Origin of the sequence: Solibacillus sp. FSL W7-1324 (assembly GCF_038008025.1) — a bacterium.
Lineage (GTDB): Bacteria > Bacillota > Bacilli > Bacillales_A > Planococcaceae > Solibacillus.
The window spans coordinates 251,187-270,181 of the sequence record NZ_JBBOYH010000001.1 but is presented as its reverse complement, the minus strand read 5'-3'; the positions used below and the strand labels follow the sequence as shown (position 1 = coordinate 270,181).

At 37.8% G+C, this 18,995-nt stretch carries 17 protein-coding genes and 2 riboswitches; of the genes, 5 read left to right on the top strand and 12 right to left on the bottom strand.

Going from position 1 to position 18,995, the window contains the following annotated elements; genetic code table 11:
* Positions 1 to 270: 270 nt before the first annotated feature.
* The 8 genes from MKY71_RS01350 to MKY71_RS01315 all read right to left on the bottom strand — a co-directional run bounded on the left by MKY71_RS01350 (position 271) and on the right by MKY71_RS01315 (position 8,607).
* Complete coding sequence (locus MKY71_RS01350; protein WP_340731332.1) at positions 271 to 1,011, bottom strand: potassium transporter; 741 nt, start codon at positions 1,009 to 1,011, stop codon at positions 271 to 273.
* A complete protein-coding gene (locus MKY71_RS01345; RefSeq protein WP_340731331.1) occupies positions 1,008 to 1,601 on the bottom strand; it encodes a PilN domain-containing protein in 594 nt (197 codons plus the stop codon). Before MKY71_RS01345 ends, MKY71_RS01350 begins: the two co-directional genes overlap by 4 nt.
* The gene (pilM, locus tag MKY71_RS01340; RefSeq protein WP_340731330.1) at positions 1,598 to 2,575 is read right to left on the bottom strand and encodes a type IV pilus biogenesis protein PilM; all 978 of its coding nucleotides are present in this window, start codon (positions 2,573 to 2,575) and stop codon (positions 1,598 to 1,600) included. The genes MKY71_RS01345 and pilM overlap by 4 nt, the downstream gene beginning before the upstream one ends.
* 120 nt (positions 2,576 to 2,695) lie before the next feature.
* Positions 2,696 to 3,184, bottom strand: coding sequence for a prepilin-type N-terminal cleavage/methylation domain-containing protein (locus MKY71_RS01335; RefSeq protein WP_340731329.1), 489 nt, complete (start codon positions 3,182 to 3,184; stop codon positions 2,696 to 2,698).
* 110 nt (positions 3,185 to 3,294) lie between these two features.
* The gene (locus MKY71_RS01330; protein ID WP_340731328.1) at positions 3,295 to 4,503 is read right to left on the bottom strand and encodes a type II secretion system F family protein; all 1,209 of its coding nucleotides are present in this window, start codon (positions 4,501 to 4,503) and stop codon (positions 3,295 to 3,297) included.
* Complete coding sequence (locus MKY71_RS01325; RefSeq protein WP_340731327.1) at positions 4,500 to 5,543, bottom strand: type IV pilus twitching motility protein PilT; 1,044 nt, start codon at positions 5,541 to 5,543, stop codon at positions 4,500 to 4,502. The genes MKY71_RS01330 and MKY71_RS01325 overlap by 4 nt, the downstream gene beginning before the upstream one ends.
* A gap of 14 nt (positions 5,544 to 5,557) precedes the next feature.
* Positions 5,558 to 7,222 (bottom strand): GspE/PulE family protein, encoded by a 1,665-nt coding sequence (locus MKY71_RS01320; protein WP_340731326.1) that lies wholly within the window; start codon positions 7,220 to 7,222, stop codon positions 5,558 to 5,560.
* A 17-nt stretch (positions 7,223 to 7,239) separates the two neighbouring features.
* On the bottom strand, positions 7,240 to 8,607 hold the full coding sequence (locus MKY71_RS01315) for a VanW family protein (RefSeq protein ID WP_340731325.1): 1,368 nt from the start codon (positions 8,605 to 8,607) through the stop codon (positions 7,240 to 7,242).
* Positions 8,608 to 8,978: 371 nt separating this feature from the next.
* Here MKY71_RS01315 and MKY71_RS01310 point away from each other — a divergent pair, with 371 nt between their 5' ends.
* The 3 genes from MKY71_RS01310 to MKY71_RS01300 are packed head-to-tail and all read left to right on the top strand — an operon-like array spanning position 8,979 to position 11,846.
* Positions 8,979 to 9,413, top strand: a complete 435-nt coding sequence (locus MKY71_RS01310) for a prepilin-type N-terminal cleavage/methylation domain-containing protein (protein ID WP_340731324.1) — start codon at positions 8,979 to 8,981, stop codon at positions 9,411 to 9,413.
* A complete protein-coding gene (locus MKY71_RS01305; protein ID WP_340731323.1) occupies positions 9,406 to 9,942 on the top strand; it encodes a pilus assembly FimT family protein in 537 nt (178 codons plus the stop codon). The genes MKY71_RS01310 and MKY71_RS01305 overlap by 8 nt, the downstream gene beginning before the upstream one ends.
* Positions 9,939 to 11,846 (top strand): hypothetical protein, encoded by a 1,908-nt coding sequence (locus MKY71_RS01300; RefSeq protein ID WP_340731322.1) that lies wholly within the window; start codon positions 9,939 to 9,941, stop codon positions 11,844 to 11,846. Before MKY71_RS01305 ends, MKY71_RS01300 begins: the two co-directional genes overlap by 4 nt.
* 172 nt (positions 11,847 to 12,018) lie before the next feature.
* Here the strand turns inward: MKY71_RS01300 and MKY71_RS01295 are convergent, their stop codons facing one another.
* The 4 genes from MKY71_RS01295 to MKY71_RS01280 form a co-directional block, all read right to left on the bottom strand.
* Positions 12,019 to 13,314, bottom strand: a complete 1,296-nt coding sequence (locus MKY71_RS01295; RefSeq protein ID WP_340731321.1) for a nucleobase:cation symporter-2 family protein — start codon at positions 13,312 to 13,314, stop codon at positions 12,019 to 12,021.
* Between the two features lie 89 nt (positions 13,315 to 13,403).
* Complete coding sequence (locus tag MKY71_RS01290; protein ID WP_251690506.1) at positions 13,404 to 13,976, bottom strand: xanthine phosphoribosyltransferase; 573 nt, start codon at positions 13,974 to 13,976, stop codon at positions 13,404 to 13,406.
* Positions 13,977 to 14,118: 142 nt separating this feature from the next.
* A riboswitch (purine riboswitch) is annotated at positions 14,119 to 14,220 on the bottom strand.
* A gap of 125 nt (positions 14,221 to 14,345) precedes the next feature.
* Positions 14,346 to 15,041 carry an RNA 2'-phosphotransferase gene (locus MKY71_RS01285; RefSeq protein WP_340731319.1) on the bottom strand — a complete coding sequence of 232 codons (696 nt, stop codon included), beginning with the start codon at positions 15,039 to 15,041 and terminating at the stop codon, positions 14,346 to 14,348.
* A 226-nt stretch (positions 15,042 to 15,267) separates the two neighbouring features.
* Complete coding sequence (locus MKY71_RS01280) at positions 15,268 to 16,725, bottom strand: amino acid permease (RefSeq protein ID WP_340731318.1); 1,458 nt, start codon at positions 16,723 to 16,725, stop codon at positions 15,268 to 15,270.
* Positions 16,726 to 16,819: 94 nt separating this feature from the next.
* A riboswitch (Lysine riboswitch) is annotated at positions 16,820 to 17,000 on the bottom strand.
* Positions 17,001 to 17,142: 142 nt separating this feature from the next.
* On the opposite strand from MKY71_RS01280, the gene MKY71_RS01275 reads away from it, so the two are divergent.
* Together MKY71_RS01275 and MKY71_RS01270 are read left to right on the top strand one after the other, a co-directional pair.
* Positions 17,143 to 18,342 (top strand): CynX/NimT family MFS transporter, encoded by a 1,200-nt coding sequence (locus MKY71_RS01275; protein ID WP_340731317.1) that lies wholly within the window; start codon positions 17,143 to 17,145, stop codon positions 18,340 to 18,342.
* Positions 18,343 to 18,404: 62 nt separating this feature from the next.
* A complete protein-coding gene (locus MKY71_RS01270; RefSeq protein ID WP_340731316.1) occupies positions 18,405 to 18,959 on the top strand; it encodes a restriction endonuclease in 555 nt (184 codons plus the stop codon).
* Positions 18,960 to 18,995 lie beyond the last annotated feature (36 nt).

Genomic DNA, 18,995 nt, shown 5'->3' with positions numbered 1-18,995 from the left:
ATTTCCATTCCGGGTCGGACGCTTTCTAGTGTCAACTCAGCTCCCCATGAGAAACTTAATCCTCAGTTTTGAGCAGATTATCCTCACTTGATACAGGTTAATCCTCAATAACGGTATTTTAATCCTCAATTGCCGTCACTTAATCCTCAATCGTGAGTCTATAATCCTCAAATGCATTTTTAATCCTCACTTTCAAAGGGACACCATGCACAGCTTAGAACAAAGACAGTGACTTTTAATTTCTACACAATTATATATTCGAATAAATACCTACTCATAGTAGAAAGTTGTGACTTGAATATCTGCTGTTACAATTTCTGATGCTTCTTCTGTAAATTTATCTTCTTCACCCGGAAGCGCGAAATCTATAATATCGATTCGCATCACACGTTCTTTCTTTTCAATCTCTTCAATGAATTGCAACAAGTTTACGTCATTTGGTGCAGCGACATTGATATTAAATGTAATCAGCTTCAGTGAAGGTGGTAATGTTTCTACAGCGATTGTGGAAACCGGTAAAGCTTCCGACACTTCACTTTCTGCATTATCTGATTCATTAGTTTCTGGTTCTATTGGCTCCACTTGCTCCGATCCATCCACTGTTAGCTGTCCTTCTTCTGATTGAGGGTTTGCCGCCATTGGATCCTGTAAGCCTGAGCTTGATACAAGGGCATCATAGTTGTTAAACTCGATACCTTGTACTCGTGTACCAGTTAAATATTCTGCTTCCTCGATTGACAAAATCAATGCATCAAGTTCACGGCTTGCAGGTACTTTTTTGCGTAATGCAAACTCATTCGTGCTTGTTTGAGCCAGCTGTGTTTTGTGTGTTGCGATTGTTTCCTCCAACGCAGAAATTTCCGTTTCCAAACTGCTAATTTCCCTTTGAATCGACTGTTCTTCATCTTGCACTGGCTTGACGAGGTAGTAATAAACGGCAAATATCAGCACCATCGCAAATGCTATTACTAATAAAAGCTTTCCATTTTTACTGCTTGAGATGGAATTCACGACTCATCACCTCCAGCAGCTACTTTTAATTGATTAATTAATAACATTATATCCACACTATATCGGGGCACTTCACTAAATTGCTGATCTGCATCCAGTTCATCGTTAGAAGGATTCAAATCAAAGTTTTGAATCGCACCCACTTGAATATCATTGAAATAAGGGCTTTTTTCAAGTTCACTTACATACGAAGAAATGGCATTTAATGTTTCAAAATCAACCGTCACTTGTACACCTGTTTCGGAGAATACATAGTCACGCAAATATGTGTTTGACGGTAGTAAATTCCGTGTTTCCACAATGACCGGCGTTACGGGATATGATACACGTTCCACAAAAGCAACTGATTCTTCCAACGAGCCTTGATTCATTGTTTCAAATGAGGCAACTTCCGCACTCAATTCATCACGCGTCAGAATTAAAGAATCTCTTTCTGGTGTTGCACTCGCTATTTCACTTTTCGCACTAAAAAATGTCCACGATAAAAGGCCAAGTGTTACCAACGATAAAATCCCCACTAAATAAAATGCAAAATTTAAACTAGCCTCACCCTTTTCAATTTTGGGCATGAGGTTAATATCCGGAATCATTCATTAACCTCCTTTAAAGCAAGACCTAACAATGTCGCGTGCTTTGCTTTGCAATTCGGAAATTGCTCTTCAATCACAGCATCATTCACAATTCGAATTGGTGCCGGCAGGTTCTCACTTAATAGCGTTTCGATTGTTTGAAGCAATGGGTGATCTCCCATTACAATAATTTCATCGACAACTCTTTCTCCTTTATGTAGCGAGAATTTAAAGAAATTCATAATACGGTCGATTTCAAGCACCTGGTCCGTAGTCGCTCCTCGAAAGTCATCCAATTGATCGGTATAACGGAATTCGACTTCCCCATTTTCATGGTCTTCTTGCTCCCACTTATCTAAATCTGTATCTACTGTCTGGAAGCGCAAAAATTCGACTTCCCCATTTGAATAAATACAAATTGACAATTCATTAATAGACCAGTCAGTCACTAAATAGGTACGATTGGAATCTATGAACTGGATATGCTCCAGTAAACGTAAGTTACATAACGCTCGAATATCGGCTACTTGCGGATGCAAATGATTGTCCAATATTAATCCAATCATTTTCCCCACTTCCTCAGGTGGCGCAGCAAACAATACCGCCTTCCCGTCTCCCTCAACCGCATCGTATACATCAATTAGTGGTTCCTGAAAAGGTAAATGTATTGTGTTACCTAGTTCCATTTGTACAAACTCTTTTAACTTTCTGCCGCTAACATCAGCAGGGTGCTCGAATGATTTTAATAAAATAGATGTGTCCGGCACCAGGAATCGGACATTTTGCTTTCTGCCGCCCCAATCAGGTACCTTTGATTTTATCAATTCATACATCGCCATCTCATCCATAATTGAACCTTCCTGTACAACATTTCTCGGTAATGGCGTTTCATAGATAACGGGTTGATCGAGAGTTGGCCCCTTGGAAACAAGTGCACGGATCACGTAGTCGTTTATAAGGACGGATACATGAGATTTCTTCTTCATATTGAACATATAGGGATCCTCCCCTTTATACTTTGCATTAGTTGTAGATTAGTATGCTATCTTAATAGCGGCATCATCGCTCAATGGAACACCCAAGCGCTGTTGAGTTGGGTGTTCTTTGGGAGATGATTATTGATTAGATGCTGTTCCAATAGCATTAATAGTAGTTGCGCTACCTTTTTGTTTGTCTGCTGTAATTTGTGTTAGTGTAGCATTAGTAAATGTAACAGTTTTAGAACCCACTGCATTCTGTACTGTTGCAGTTAATTTGTATGGTTGAGACGAAGCAACAGTTGCACCTTCAGGAATTTTTCCGGCAGTTTCTAAATATTTCCCTGTAATCAATTGCCCAACTGTAATTGAAGTCGTCGTAGCTGCACCAACAGAAGAACCTTCTGCAGCTTCTCCACCCGGGTTATCTGTATAATATAACTGAGCTGCATTTAATACATTAATTGCATCTGATTTCACTGCATTATAACGTGAATTTTCAATAATATTTCCAATAGCTGGAATTGCAATTGCCGCTACAATTGCTAAGATTACGATTACTGCTAAAAGCTCGACTAAAGATAAACCTTTTTCGTTTTTAATACGTTTTTTTAATGTGTTAAACATATTAAAACCTCCTCATATTTTTATTTTATAGTTTGTTTTGTTTTTTGCACTGACGCTTTGTACTGCTTTGATGCCTCCTTGCAAAACGTCCGTTTAAATTTCATTTTCTATTACATTTGTTCGTACAGACTGAACATTGGAAGGAAAATTGCCGCAACAATAATACCTACCGCTCCTGCTAACATTACAATCATTAAGGGTTCAATCAATGACTTTAATGTGTCAACATTCCTGTCTACTTCCTCTTCATAAAAGTCTGCAATTTTCTCAAGCATATAATCAAGTGATCCTGTAGACTCCCCAATTCTTGTCATGCTTGTAACCATTGGTGGAAAAATCCAGCTTTTTTCTAATGGCTCTGTTAAAGTGCTCCCTTTTTCAAGGCTTGCTCTTGCATCTAATACGACTTTGCCGACAACCGGATTGCCAGAAACTTTCTGTGAAATGGTCAATGCATGCAAAATTGGCACTGCACTGCTAAATAAAGATGATAAATTTCGCGTCAGTCTCGCAATCGCTGTTTTTTGCAGTAATGGTCCGAATATCGGCATCTTCAGCAGCATATAATGTACTGTATAGTTAAATTGTTTATTATTCCTGTATAAATGTTGGAAAACAGTAGCACCAATAACGACCGCACCAATCGGCAACCACCAATATTTCCTTAACCAGTCTCCCAACGCCACAGTCCATACCGTTAGCGTAGGAAGCTCCGCATCCATTGATTCAAACGATTCGACGAAGGTCGGAACAATAAAGATCAGCATGAAAAATACTACTACTACAATTAAAATCAACAGCATTGCAGGATATGTTAATGTCGACTGTACCTTTTTAATTAACCGAAATGATTTTTCGTAAGAATTGGCCAATCGTTCTAATGTGTCATCGATATTACCGGTTGCTTCTCCGGAACGCATCATATTTACGAACAGCTCTGGAAATACCTTTGGATGCTTCTGGACTGCATCCGAGAAAGGAATACCTGCACGTACATCTTCCTCGACTTTCTCCAAAGCCTTTTTCAACGGCTTACTTGTCGACTGTTTTGCCAAAATATTTGTCGCTTCAACGAGCGATACACCCGCACGAATTAATGTGGCAAATTGACGGCAGTAAATAACAAAATCCTGTGTTTTGATTTTCCCGCTCCCAAGGTTGATATCCATGTGTAAAATACTTTTGGACTCTTCAATTTCTCGAGGATTAATTCCCTTTTCACGAAGCTTCGTAATGGCTGATGCTTTATTCGCCGCATCAATTGTTCCTTTTTGGGTTACCCCCATCTTTGTTCTTCCTACATATTTAAAAACGGTCAATTGTATTCACCTACATTCAAATATGGACGTACTTCCTCCAACGAAACAGTACCGGAAGATACAAGTGCCTGTATCGAGGTTTCCAAAGTGTGCATTCCCATCGCTCGGCTCGTTTGCATAACACTTGGAATTTGATGGACCTTTTCATTTCGGATTAAGTTTGTCACTGCCGGAACACTAACCAGTATTTCCGTTGCTGCGACTCGCCCTGCTTTATCTTTGCGAATGAACAGCCGCTGTGAAATGATACCTTGTAATACGTTAGCAAGTTGAATTCGTATTTGCCCTTGCTGATGTGGCGGGAATACATCAATAATTCGGTCAATTGTCGTCGGTGCACTTGAAGTATGAAGGGTACCGAATACTAAGTGACCTGTTTCCGCAGCTGTAATTGCTGTCGAAATTGTCTCTAAATCCCGCATTTCACCAACTAGAATAATATCCGGATCCTGTCGGAGAGATGCTCGTAGGCCATTAGCAAAAGAGCCTGTATCAACCCCAATCTCACGCTGATTAACAACTGATTTTTTATGTGTATGTAAATACTCAATAGGGTCTTCAAGAGTAATTATGTGTTTCGATTTCGATTCATTAATATAATCAATCATTGCTGCCAATGTTGTTGACTTCCCTGAACCAGTAGGACCTGTTACTAAAATTAGCCCCTGTGGTTTTTCCGCTAAGTCGTAAAGCACTTTCGGCATATTCAGTGATTCGATTGTAGGAATTTCACTTGAAATCAAACGAGCTGCAATCGCTCCTGCATTTCGCTGATGATACGTATTAATACGAAAACGGCACAAACCTTCCAGCGAATAATTAAAGTCGGTTTCTCCCTTCTCCTCATACTCTGCTGTTTTATAATCCGGAAGAATGTCCTGCACCATTTCATTAACCATTTCTTCCGTAACGACGACATCTCCGTACTGCTTCAATAGGCCATTTACACGGTAGACGGGAGGGATACCGATTGTTACATGCAAGTCGGACGCTTTTTCATCATATGCATATTGCAGTAAATCTTGGATTATTAATGTCATCTTACATCCTCTCCCTAGTCAATCGTTGCAACTCGCAGTACTTCTTCAGTAGTAGTCACACCTTCTAATACTTTTAGCAGACCATCTTGCAATAATGTGTAGTAGCCTGCAGTTTTCATATAATCACTTATCTCATATCCGCTTGCCTGGTTCAGAATTAGATCTTTCAGTTCCCGATCAATTGGCAGTAATTCATGGATTGCCAGCCGTCCGCGGTAGCCTGTATTTCCACAAGCTGAACAGCCTCGTCCTTTACGAACTTTTTCAACGTCAAAACCATTATTGGCGAAGATTTGTTTTTCCCGTACCGTAGGTTCTAATTCTGTACTGCAATCTCGGCAAATTTGGCGTACAAGACGCTGTGCTAAAACACCTACCAGTGAAGATGAAATTAAAAATGGTTCAATTCCCATATCCTGCAAACGAGCTATCGATTCAATCGCACTGTTGGTATGTAATGTACTTAATACAAGATGTCCTGTCAGTGAGGCACGAATCGAAATCTGTGCCGTTTCTTTGTCACGGATTTCTCCGATCATAATGATGTCCGGATCTTGTCGTAAAATCGAACGTAAACCGGCAGCAAATGTTAAGCCAACTTCCTCTTTTACTTGAATCTGATTTATCCCATCCAGCTGATATTCAACCGGATCTTCAACTGTAATAATATTAACTTCCTCATCATTTAAATTTGAAAGTGCTGCATATAAAGTTGAAGACTTACCTGAACCAGTTGGGCCTGTTATCAATACAATCCCATTTGGTTTTCCAATCATCTTTTTGAACATTTCTTCATTTTTCTCTGAAAAACCTAAGTGTGCAATATCTGTTGCCGCATTGCTTACATCCAAGATACGCATAACTATCTTTTCACCGTAAACGGTCGGCAAAGTAGAAAGACGAATATCAATACTTTTAAACTCAATATTAACTTTAATTCTTCCATCTTGCGGAATTCGATTTTCTGTAATATTTAGTCCACCTATAATTTTTACACGCGCTGTCATCATATTTTGCATATGTTTTGGCAGAGATCGTTCCGTCTTTAATACACCATCAACACGATAGCGTACTTTAAATTCAGTTTCCTGAGGATCAAAGTGAATATCGGAAGCACGCTGGGCAACCCCATTTGCAATAATCTGATTGACTAAACGGACAATCGGTGAATCTTCATCAGTAATCTCTTGCTGGACTTCCGATGTATTTGCTGCAACTTCTGATAACGCTGCATCCATGGAGGCCTGTAAATCATAATACTTTGTAATCGTTCTGTATAAATCATCTTTTGCCGCGATGCTAGTTTCAATCTGGCAACCTGTCGCCATCCGTACTTCTTCAATTGCAAAGTAATCCATTGGGTCAGACATCGCAATTAACAGTTTATTTTTATCACGACGTACTGGCATAATATTTGCTCGCTTTGCCAATTCCCTTGGGACAAGCTGTAATAGTTCAGGATCAATCGCATATTTAGTTAATGTGATATGGGGAATACCGAGCTGGAATTCCAATACTTCAATCAGCTGCTGTTCTGTTAGCACATTTTCCTTAATTAAAAAGTCTCCCAGTTTTTCATCCCGACTTTTATTTTTTAATGCATAATCCAACTGTTCATCACTAATAACCCCTGATTCTACAAGTAAATCCCCTAAACGTTTTCTTAACTTTGCTTTCATTGCGTATCCCCCCTCTTCTATGAAGTTATTAAATTCCCGCCTTTATCGTAATAACTGCCAGGTGGGAGGTTATCATCTGATTCATCTTGATTTTGTTCACCAATTGATTCATTTGCATTTGTATGTTGTAAATTACCTTTTTGATTATCACTTGACGAACTTTCTCTGCTTTCATCTATATCCGGTAAACCATCACCGTCTAAATCAATTGGATCACTTGGAGTATTACTTTCTACAACAGCTGTTTCTCTTATTTCTGGTTGCTGAGATGATTCAACAATTACACGGTTTACTGGTGGATAATAGTCTCGGCTTACAAGTTGCTGTTCGCCATAAACTGTCCGGTAGACTGTAACACGCAAACCTTCCGCGCCTTTCTGTACTTCTTCTTGTCGTCCAATTGCAAGCTCTTCAGAATAACGTTTAATAGTACGCGGCTGAATCTTTTCATCCTTTGAGACCGTAACATCTACTTCCGTTTCCTTTGCAGGTGAATATACTTCTGTTTGCAACTTCCCGTCATTAACCAATAGTTTTAATACAACTGGATTAGATGATGTATTGCTAAACTTTAAATCCTTATTTCCTAGAGCATCTACTTTCGCCTCTAACCCAGGTTTTAAATATGAAGGGATTTCATTTTGCGAATGCCTCTCTAAAATTTCTCCGTTTATATTAAGTGCTGCACTATAAATATTTGATGCTACAAAATTGATAGCCTTTTGATTTGCCAGGTTAATAGTTTCTCCTAATTTTTCAAGTAGAGAAAAAGTTGTTTCCGGATCAATAACAGTGTCGTGCAATGCAAGGACAAGTTCATTAACCCCCATTGAACCTTCAGGTATTTCTTCAACCGATAATGAAATCCGATCATTTTCTAATACCGATAAATCGTTGACAACTGCCTCGATTTCATCCGTTTTCAAGTAAGAAGCATTAAGCTGAACTTTTTCATAAGTTAAGTCCGTATCCCAAGTCGCTACATTGCTGATTTCATTTTTGACGATTTCACTTGGAAGAATATTTAATGGCAGATGGACCACTGTTTCGTCTCCCCAAAATACATACCATGGTTTCCGGTAATTTTCTTCGTAGTTGTTAACAGTGCTTTCAATATCGAACTGGTATGAGGATGAACTGACTTCAATAGAATTCCCTCCACCTTTAACAATCAAATTTTGAGAATACCAGTCATTCACAGCATTATTCAGGGTCTCTTTTAATTCCTCCCCCTTCAAATTACCTACTTCAATTCCGCCAATTGTGTCCTTTTTCGAACTCTCATCAGATGAATTATTAGGGCTAGCTATAAAATGTGGCACCCATATAGCTATTAAAATGACCATTACTGCAAAAAGTACAATTGACCTAAAGACTATTCTCATAGATTCACCCCACTAATTCCCTTAATTATAATTTAAAATTATTAAGTTACTTTCTTTAAAACTTCATACATTTACTTTTTACTGAACCTTATATACTATTTTTCTGTCTAATTTTAAGCAAATCTATTTCATTACCTTTGAAAATATTTAAATTTTACCATATCTAATCTTTATGGTATTATCTATCATAATACACAATGGATTACTTTTTGACTATATATTTTATAAAGTTACAAAAAATATTTTTACATTAATACCTAGTACCTAACAAATTTCGAACAAATAAGTTCTTTTTCGCTATTTTTCTACATTTTTCTTAGATTTTTAAATAGAATGGCTGTAAGACATATTTTCAAGGGAGGAACATTAAAGTGAAAATCTTAAAAGAAGAGAGAGGTTTTTCTTTAATAGAGGTAGTTGTTACGATAGTTATAATTGGAATTACACTTATTAGCTTTTCCCAATTATTTTTACATTCTAATAGAGTTGCAACATTTAATAATGAAAAACTAGTTGTGATTAACTTAGCCAATGCTGAATTAGAAAGGCTTAAATTAACATCTCAAGAAAATATATTTGGAACAAGTCCTTCAACGTTTAACAAACCAGGCGATACATTTACAAATTACATACCAAAAACTGTTATAAAAAAAACAAATATTAATTCAATTGAATATGATGTTAAAATTACCGCTAGCCAACAAAAAGAAGAACATTTTTCAAAGTTATTAAATATACAAGTTCAGGTTATAGGGCCAAATAATAAGTCTAAAAGCGTAGTGGAAGGATATTTAACTTATGAATAAACGAATACGTCAAGAATCCGGATTAACATTAGTAGAATTATTGGCTGTTATTGTGCTCTTAAGTTTAGTTTTTTTATTAATTACACCAATAATAATAAAAGCCATGGATAATTACGAAAGTATTAAGGCAGACACAGTTTTACGTGATGAAGCTGATTTAATTTTAGCCTCTATATATAGAACTCTATATACAACTAAAGAGACAGACATAAGAGAATTGAAATTTAAAAATAAAATAAATGATGATGTATTTTCTGATTCCTATTTGCTTTTGAAAAATGATACAAAGATTGGTTTTGTAGATGGGAAATTTCTTTTATACGATCAAGTTGTAAAAGTCTCTGATAAAAATATAAAAATAGTTACTGCTATCGATGATGAACAAGACTATTCTAAATTAGAGAAAATTGAAGAAGGTGTTTATCGAATTACTCTTGTACTAAAAAATGAAAGAAAAAATATGATCCAAATATTTGAAAATGATATCGTAACTATTAAAGATAAAAAAAATATGGAGGGAAATAAGTGAAAGGTTATTTATTGAATCAACGTGGTTCTGCATTAATATTGTCCATTGCCATTATTTTGATATTTACTATCCTTGGACTTAGTTTAATAAATTTGTCTTCATCTGGTCTTAATAAAAATGAATTGAGAGAAGATAGTATACAAGCCCAAAAGCTCTCTCAAATGGGTTTGGATTTTGTAACAAATGAGCTTTACCATACTTTACAAAATGAATTAGATGAAAAAAATGGATTACCAGTTAGAGCATATATTGCCTATTTAGAAGGCACTCTGGATAATTATTTATGTTTCAACTCTCATGTATCTGCATCCAATATTTCTTTCATATTGGAAAAAATTAAAGCTGGTAATGTATCTCCTAATTTTAATAAAGTTTCATCTACTACTGGTAAAGGTGAATATTGTATTTTAGCCTATCAAGACAGCGTTTTAGATAATGGAAAAATTAATAGTTTAAAAAAAGATGTTAATATTCTTAGTTTTGGCACAGCAGATACAAAAGATGCCTTTCTAATTTCAAAGGTTGAAATAGGTACAGATTCTGTTCCAGATCACCTAAATTATGTAGTTGGTACAAACATTACTTCTAAAAACCCTAAAGATGGAGAAGGGAATTTATTTCTACACGGTGGTGTAGAAATTAAAGGTGATATGAAAGTTGAAGGAAATTTAATCACTAGAGATTATGCGTATGGTGGAGGACAATGGGTTGATAGTGTATTGCCGCGTATGATTCCATTCGCGGAAAATACACATGCAAATTTAGTGTTATATGGAAACACCTATAAATTAAATTCAAATGTAGAATATGATAGTCACTTAACCAATACTATCTTCAATTCTCCTAGATATACTTTATTAAAGGACAAAAATGGGCAACCGGATGTAAAAGGTTTATTCCATAGTGACTATACACCTAAAATAGTTAAACGAACACCCGTAAAGACTCCTATTAATATTAAAGGTGAAAAAAATAACTATTATTACACTAAAGGCTCCGGTGGCATAAATAAGGTGGTTAATAGTACGACTCTCAGTAACCAAGAATTCACAAATCAAAAGGTGTTTTATACACACCAATACACTACCAAAGAATGCACTAGTTGGTTCTTTGGTTGCTTATCCTATAAAGAAACAATTCATACAAATGAATCTGCAGACTATACTCTTACTGGTAAGAATAAATTTAATTCTTTATCTATACCTGGAAATTTAACAATAAGCTCAAATAATTCTTCACTTACAACTAAAAAAGATGGCAATGATAAGGGTGGGACTTTATACGTCGGTAAGAATCTTGTTATTGGAAATATGAGTACTAATGACCTTAGTGATAAACCGGACATTTCAGTAAATGGGTCCATTTATGTAGATGGCGATTTAATTATTCAGGGAGCTGAGTTATTTTCCAATGCTTTAATTTATGTTGATGGTAATGTAAGTTTAAAATACTCCTCAGTAAAAGGGTTAGATTTAGGTAATAATCAAACTGGTTCTTTAGTAATTTTTGCAACTGGAAACATAGATATATCTAATAACTCTGTAGATACAGACCCTGATGATCCACACGGGCCAAGTATAATAACAGGTTTCTTTTATAGTGAAAAAAACTTTGAAATGTATGGTGTAGGTTCAAATATGATAATTAACGGAGGAATTTCAGCTAACAGAATTGTTTTAAACGGTATAAGAGGAAGATCTTCCGTTGGTAAAAAAAACAATGAGCTTAAAGCTTATTCGGGAAATTACTATTGGGAAAAAGCTGAAAATCAGAATTCAAGGAGTTCGCGTCTTAGAATCCATTACAATCCAGATATTATTACTACATTCTCTGATTTAAGACAACAAGAACAAATCATCACATATATTGATCCTAGTAGAATTATAGACCTAGAATTTAAATAGCTTTTGTGTGGAATCTATTCTAAAAACACCTAACTAATGATTAGTTGTTTCAGGAACCTAAAGATGAGAAGCATAGTCATAGAAAAAGCCTAGTTACAATAAGTTAGGCTTTTTCTGTTAAATAACTTTTTAATTCTAACGAGAATGTGGGGTACTCATTAGAACCTTATATTTAATTTGCTTCCCCAACATGCATCGGATCAACACGCTTCGACCCAACCATATTAAACAACACGTTCAAGAATATCGCCGTTACAGATCCAGCAACAATCCCATTAGAAGTTAAAATCGACATCCATGATGGAAGGTTTTCGAAAATGCCTGGTACTGTGGCAACGCCGATTCCTAGACCGACGCCTAGTGCTGCGACCATTGCGTTTTCCATTGATTTTGCGATTTCCGGTGCCAGCATTCTAACACCTTGTGTAATAACCATACCGAACATTGCCAACATCGCTGCACCAAGTACTGGTGTTGGAATGATTGTTGTTAATGCTGCTAATTTTGGCAGGAATCCAAGTGCCACCAGCATACCGCCTGTAATGAAGATGACTTTGCGGTCGCGTACGCCTGACATTTGGATCAGTCCTACATTTTGCGAGAATGTTGTGTAAGGGAAGGCGTTGAAAATACCACCTATAATCGATGCTAGTCCTTCTGCACGGTACCCTTTTGATAAATCTTTTGAAGTTAAATCTTTTTTTGTAATATCACTTAATGCATAGTACACACCTGTTGATTCAACTAGTGATACCATTGCCACCAATGTCATCGTTAAAATAGCGGAAGCACTGAATGTCGGTGTCGCCAGGTAGAATGGTTGCATAATGTGCAGCCAAGACGCTTCGGCAACCGGTGCAAAATCAACTTTGCCCATGAAAATACCGATTACTGTCCCTGATATCATACCTAGTAAAATCGCAATCGCACGAACGAAGCCAACTGTGAAGCGGTAAATTACTAAAATTATTAGTAACGTAATAAACGCTAACGCCACATTTGAACCTGATGCAAAGTCTGCTGCCCCTTGTCCGCCAGCCATATTGTTAATGGCTACTGGAATTAAGCTGATTCCGATAATCGTTACAACCGAACCTGTTACAACAGGCGGGAAGAATTTAATTAATTTCCCGAAAAGACCACCGATTAATACGATGATCAGACCCGATGCGATAATCGCGCCGTAAACATCGCCTAAGCTGCCACCAGAACCGATTGCGATAATGGGGCTTACCGCTGTAAACGTACAGCCTAGTACAACCGGTAACCCAATGCCGATTACTTTCCCCTTCCATACTTGGAATAGTGTTGCTACCCCACACATGAAAATATCGATTGCTACTAAATACGTCATTTGCGCTGAACTGAATCCTAATGCCCCACCGATAATTAACGGTACTAAAATGGCTCCTGCATACATTGCCAACAAATGCTGAATTCCAAGCATTGTTGCTTTCGTGTTATTCATAAAAAGTTTTCCTCCAATATATGTGTACTCTTGCTGAGCTAATTTACATCGTCTGAACTTATGACCTTTTAAAAATATGTGCTGCTAAACTAATCGTAAAATTCTACTTTACCGTTTGCCAATGACTTAATATTTGCCAGTGATTCAATGCGCAGTCCTTGCTCGCGTAAAATTTTGCCGCCCTCTTGGAAACCTTTTTCGATTACGATACCGGCGCCGACAATTGTTGCACCTGCCTGGTTCGCAATGTCGATTAAGCCTTTCAATGCTTCGCCATTTGCTAAAAAGTCATCAATGATCACGACATTATCATCTGCGGTAATAAACTTATTCGATACTGAAATCTCATTTGTCTCGTTTTTCGTGAATGAATGTACTTTTGATGTGTACAGGTTGTCCGTTAAAGTAAGAGATTTGCGTTTACGGGCAAAGACAACTGGTGCACCTAGTGTTAATCCTAAAAAAGTTGAAGGTGCAATACCGGATGATTCGATCGTCAATACTTTCGTAATGATTTGATCCGAGTAACGTCTCGCAAATTCGTCGCCGATTTCTTTCATTAACAACGGGTCAATCTGGTGATTTAAAAACGAATCTACTTTTAACACTGTATCTGAAAGCACTTGGCCCTCTTTTTCTATTTTTTCCTTTAAAAGCTTCATGATAAAAGCCCCTTCCCATTTGAATGTAAATAAAAAACTCGAAAGGCAAGCTCCCTACGATGAGTGGAGCAAGACTTCCGAGTAAGTTCAAAAGTAATAACAAATGTATTGTACAAATCTATAATAATTGGACAAATACATTCATTAAGCATGCTTCACTCATAGTCGGTTTATTTACGGTAAACCGGTAGAAACTTGCAAGCCTTATCCTTGCTATTATATGAGTGGCGAATATTTAATTTAACAATATGAATGTTCCAATTATAATCATGGAAATGATAGTTTGCAATAACATTTGAATAAAAAAACTATTCTTATTTTTCGGAAATTTGGTTAAAAAGTGAATTTTATTTGGGATAATGTTCGGTTTTAGACATTATTTTCTAATATTTTAGCTAAATTCTCTTTAAATTGTTCGAACTTTGAACCGTCCGCACCGAAGTAGCTCATGCTGCGGGTAACGAAAATCGACACTTTTTTGCCATCTTCATAAACCATTTCCGCAAACGGCCCTGCCTGCTCCAATAATTGTACTTTCGTCACTTCTTCATTAAAGATTGTTAACCGATCAGCGTATCGTACTTTAAATTGCTCGTATGCAGCAGTCCCTTGCAAAATTATAATTTTCGGCTGAAACTCATCCATTACTTCTTTAAAGATGACATTTCCGCGCTCAAAATTAGCTGTATCCTCTTTTTTAGCTGTTTTCGCTTCATCCGCTGATTCCAACTGATACGTATTTAACGATGTATACACGAGCGATTCCCGATGCTGCTTTTCCAGCCAGTTTTCAAACTGTAATGAGCCTTTGAACTCTCGGGGTGCTCCTTTAATTTCACTTAAATAAAGGTCATGGAAAAGCTCTCTGTTCACTAATGACTCCGCAAAAGTCTGCTCGCTTCTTTCTTCTACTTTAAACAAAGGCACCGCGTGCGAACTTACTAGAAAGATACGGGATTTATACGGGTTCCCCTTTGTAAGAAATGGTCGATACAACACATCTTTACTGTCTTCCCCTTTTAACCACGGATATACTTTTTTATAGAAACCTTTTGAAATAGGCATGTTTTCACTTCCTTATAGTTCAGTGTTACTCAATTTTTGTTTCTTCTATAATACCATTCTTGCAGCCATCTTACTTGAGGAAATTATTCCTCACTTTTAGACAAATTATCCTCAAACAGTCTAGCATAATCCTCAATCACTCTCACTTATTCCTCACTATAGGACAAATAATCCTCAAAACAAAAAAACGCAATGTCAGCCTACTAGCCACATTGCGTTTCAGAAATTATTTGTTCGATAAATCGCAGTCCTCTAAAGGAACGATTTTCGTTTTGTGTTTAAATTTATAGCCAAACCATAAAGCGGCAAACAGTGGTAAGCCGATATATGAAACGACAACACCGTACCAGTCAATCGTTCCGCCCATGAATGCCATATAGTTTTGGCCTAGCACGACAATCATACATAGGGCAAACGCAAATAGCGGACCGAATGGGAAGAATTTCGATACATATGGTAAATCGCTCAATGAATTTCCTTGTGCGACATAGGCACGACGGAATCGGTAATGACTGATTGCAATACCGAGCCAAGCGATGAAGCCGGACATACCGGAAGCATTCAATAGCCAAATGTACACTACACCGTCACCGAAAAATGATGCAAGGAATGCTAATGAACCGACTGCCAAAGTAGCAAGAAGTGCATACATTGGAATACCGCGCTTTGTAATTTTCATGAACAGTTTTGGTGCTTTGCCGTCAACCGCTAACTGATAAAGCATACGACTTGCTGCATATAATCCAGAGTTCCCTGCTGATAACATTGCCGTTAAAATAATCGCATTCATAACAGATGCCGCAAATGCCACACCTAAGTTTTCAAATACTAATGTAAACGGGCTTGTCGCAATATCTTCTGATAAAAGACGAGAATCCGTATATGGAATAAGCAATCCGATTGCACCGATTGCGAAAATGTAAAACAGTAAAATACGCCAGAATACTGAACGTACCGCTTTTGGAATGTTTTTGCCCGGGTCATCTGTTTCTCCTGCCGTTACCCCAAGCATTTCCGTACCTTGGAATGAGAATCCGGCTGCAAGGAAAATACCGAAAAGTGCAAGGAAACCGCCATTAAACGGTGCGTCGTCTTTCACGAAGTTAGTGAAGCCGACCGGATCGTTCCCGCCTAAAATCCCGAAAATCATTAAGAAGCTGACAATGATGAACACAATTACTGTCGCGACTTTAATCATCGCAAACCAGTACTCCGCTTCACCGAAAGCTTTTACTGACGCTAAGTTAAATGATAAAACAACTGCGATAAATAAAATTGTCCATAAAATTGATGAACTGTCCGGGAACCAGTATTTCATAATTAACGAAACAGCCGCAATTTCAGCTGCAATTGTAATTGCCCAGTTGTACCAATAGTTCCAGCCAAGCGCGAAGCCTAAAGCCGGGTCAACAAATTTTGTTGCATACGTACTAAACGAACCGGATGTTGGCATATAGGCAGCCATTTCCCCTAATGATGTCATTAAGAAATACACCATAACACCGATCAGTGCATATGCAAGTAATGCCCCGCCAGGACCTGCCTGTGCAATCGCACCACCTGATGCTAAAAATAAACCTGTACCGATTGTTCCGCCAAGCGAAATCATCGTTACATGGCGACTTTTCAAACTCTTTTTCAACCCGTTATTATTACCGAGCTGGTCTATCTTAATCTCACCCATGAATATAAAACTCCCTTTTTGTTTTGTTCAATGACCGTGTAAAAGAAAAACCACCACAAGTTTTTGTGATGGTTATATTTACACCTCATCAAACTTGAAAGATAGCTCAACACATGCTCACACATGTGACAGTTCTGCTCCTTATCGGAAACAGCCCCAGCATTATTTTCAAGAAGAAAAATAACACTTCGGCAACCATTCCTTTCATAAAGCTTCACCGATTCTTCTTAATCTCAGCTATACTAGTCTTAATGATTGCGACCTCTACCTCATACATCTACATGAGGTAATGTTTTATTTAATTGATTAAAAGTCTAACATAACATTTTTTTGATAGCAATGGCTTCACCATTATTCTGTTTTTTGCGAGTATTCATACTACTCGGACATATATTACTAATCAAAAGGAGAATTAAAATGGACACCGAGCAACTAAATCAAAACAGCAAAAAAATACTATCTAACCGACCGCTCATCTATTTCATGATTGCCGTCTTTTTATTTGCGACAACATTGCGTACACCGATTACATTAATCGGGCCGATTATTTCATTTATTCGGGATGGGCTCGGAATATCGAACTTTCTAGCAGGTTTTTTAACGACGATCCCTTTAATCGCCTTTGCGGTCGTTTCACCATTTGCCCCGCGTATTGCCCGTAAATTCGGTTTGGAGTGGACGTTATTTTATTCGGTCATTTTGTTATGTGCAGGAATTTTGATGCGTTCGCTCGGAGCAACGTCATTACTTGTTTTTGGAACAATATTAATCGGCATCGCCATTGCATTTGGTAATGTCCTGATACCTAGTTTTTTTAAATGGAAATTCCCGTTACATATTGGCTTATTAACAGGAATTTATTCCGTATCAATGAACACATCTTCCGGAATTGCTGCGGGCTTCAGTTACCCGATTGCCGCAAACGCAGGCTGGCAAATCGCAGCAGGTATTACGATTATTTTAGGGATTCTTACATTGCTAATCTGGCTGCCGATTTTGCGCCAGGAAAAAGTCGAATTACATATGCCCTCTTCGCAGACGAAGAGAACATATATGTGGAAGTCACCCATTGCCTGGGCAGTCGCTGGGGCAATGGGCTTTCAATCATTTATATTTTACTGCTCGTCCGCGTGGATACCGGAAATTTTCGTTAGCCAGGGACTTGATGCAACTGCTTCCGGCTGGATGGTGTCCGTTATGCAGTTTTCGCAAATTCCGATGACATTTATTATTCCGATTATCGCCGGTAAAATTGCCTCGCAACGACCGATCGTTGTTTTCTTTACGATCTGTTACTTAGTTGGATTTACTGGTGTGTTGATGGAATGGACAAGTCTCGCCATCGTCTGGATGATTTTATTGGGATTTGCAGGTGGGGCTTCATTCGGTTTAGTACTGATGCTGTTTTCTCTTCGTACAGAGACAGCCTATGATGCAGCTGAACTTTCCGGGTTTGCACAATCAATCGGTTATTTCATTGCCGCAATCGGACCGATTCTGTTCGGCTATGTCCATGATTTGACGGACAGCTGGTCAATCCCGGTTATGCTGTTTATCCTGATTTCTGTACTGTTATTTTTTGCTTCTTTTATGAGCGCAAACAATCGGACGATATAACCAAACGTATGTACCCTTTTTATGATATAATAGCTTTAGTAAATAAAAGGAGTACAGAACTATTGCGTAAAAAGAGAAGACGAAATAAAAAACGCCTGCCGGTTATCCCGCTGTTTTTCATCGCCTCGGCTGGTGCAGCTGGTTTTTATGTCACACAAACAGCTGAAGGCATCGGCTATGGAATTGTCGCTTATTTCGTACTATATATCGCGTTTAAAATTTGGCTAAAATCGCTGAAGACGAGGAAGTTACGAAAATCCGGCATTCGCGAAGTCGATAAAATGACCGGTGAGGATTTCGAGAGATTTTTAGGAGAGTTATTTAAGCGACGAGGTTTTAAAGTGAGCTATACCGCAACGAGCGGTGACTACGGTGCAGACCTTATTCTAAAGGACGGAAAAGATATTATCGCTGTCCAGGCAAAACGCTATTCCGGTACGGTCGGTGTAAAAGCCGTTCAGGAAATTATCGGAGCGGTAAAAATGTACGAAGCAACTGAAGCATGGGTTGTCACAAACAGTCATTTTACACGCCAGGCCGAAAAACTTGCCGACATCAATGACGTTTATTTAATCGATCGTGATGAATTGATCCAAATTATATTAAATAAAAGGTAAAGAAACAGGTGTGCAGAGGCTTTCTGCACACCTGTT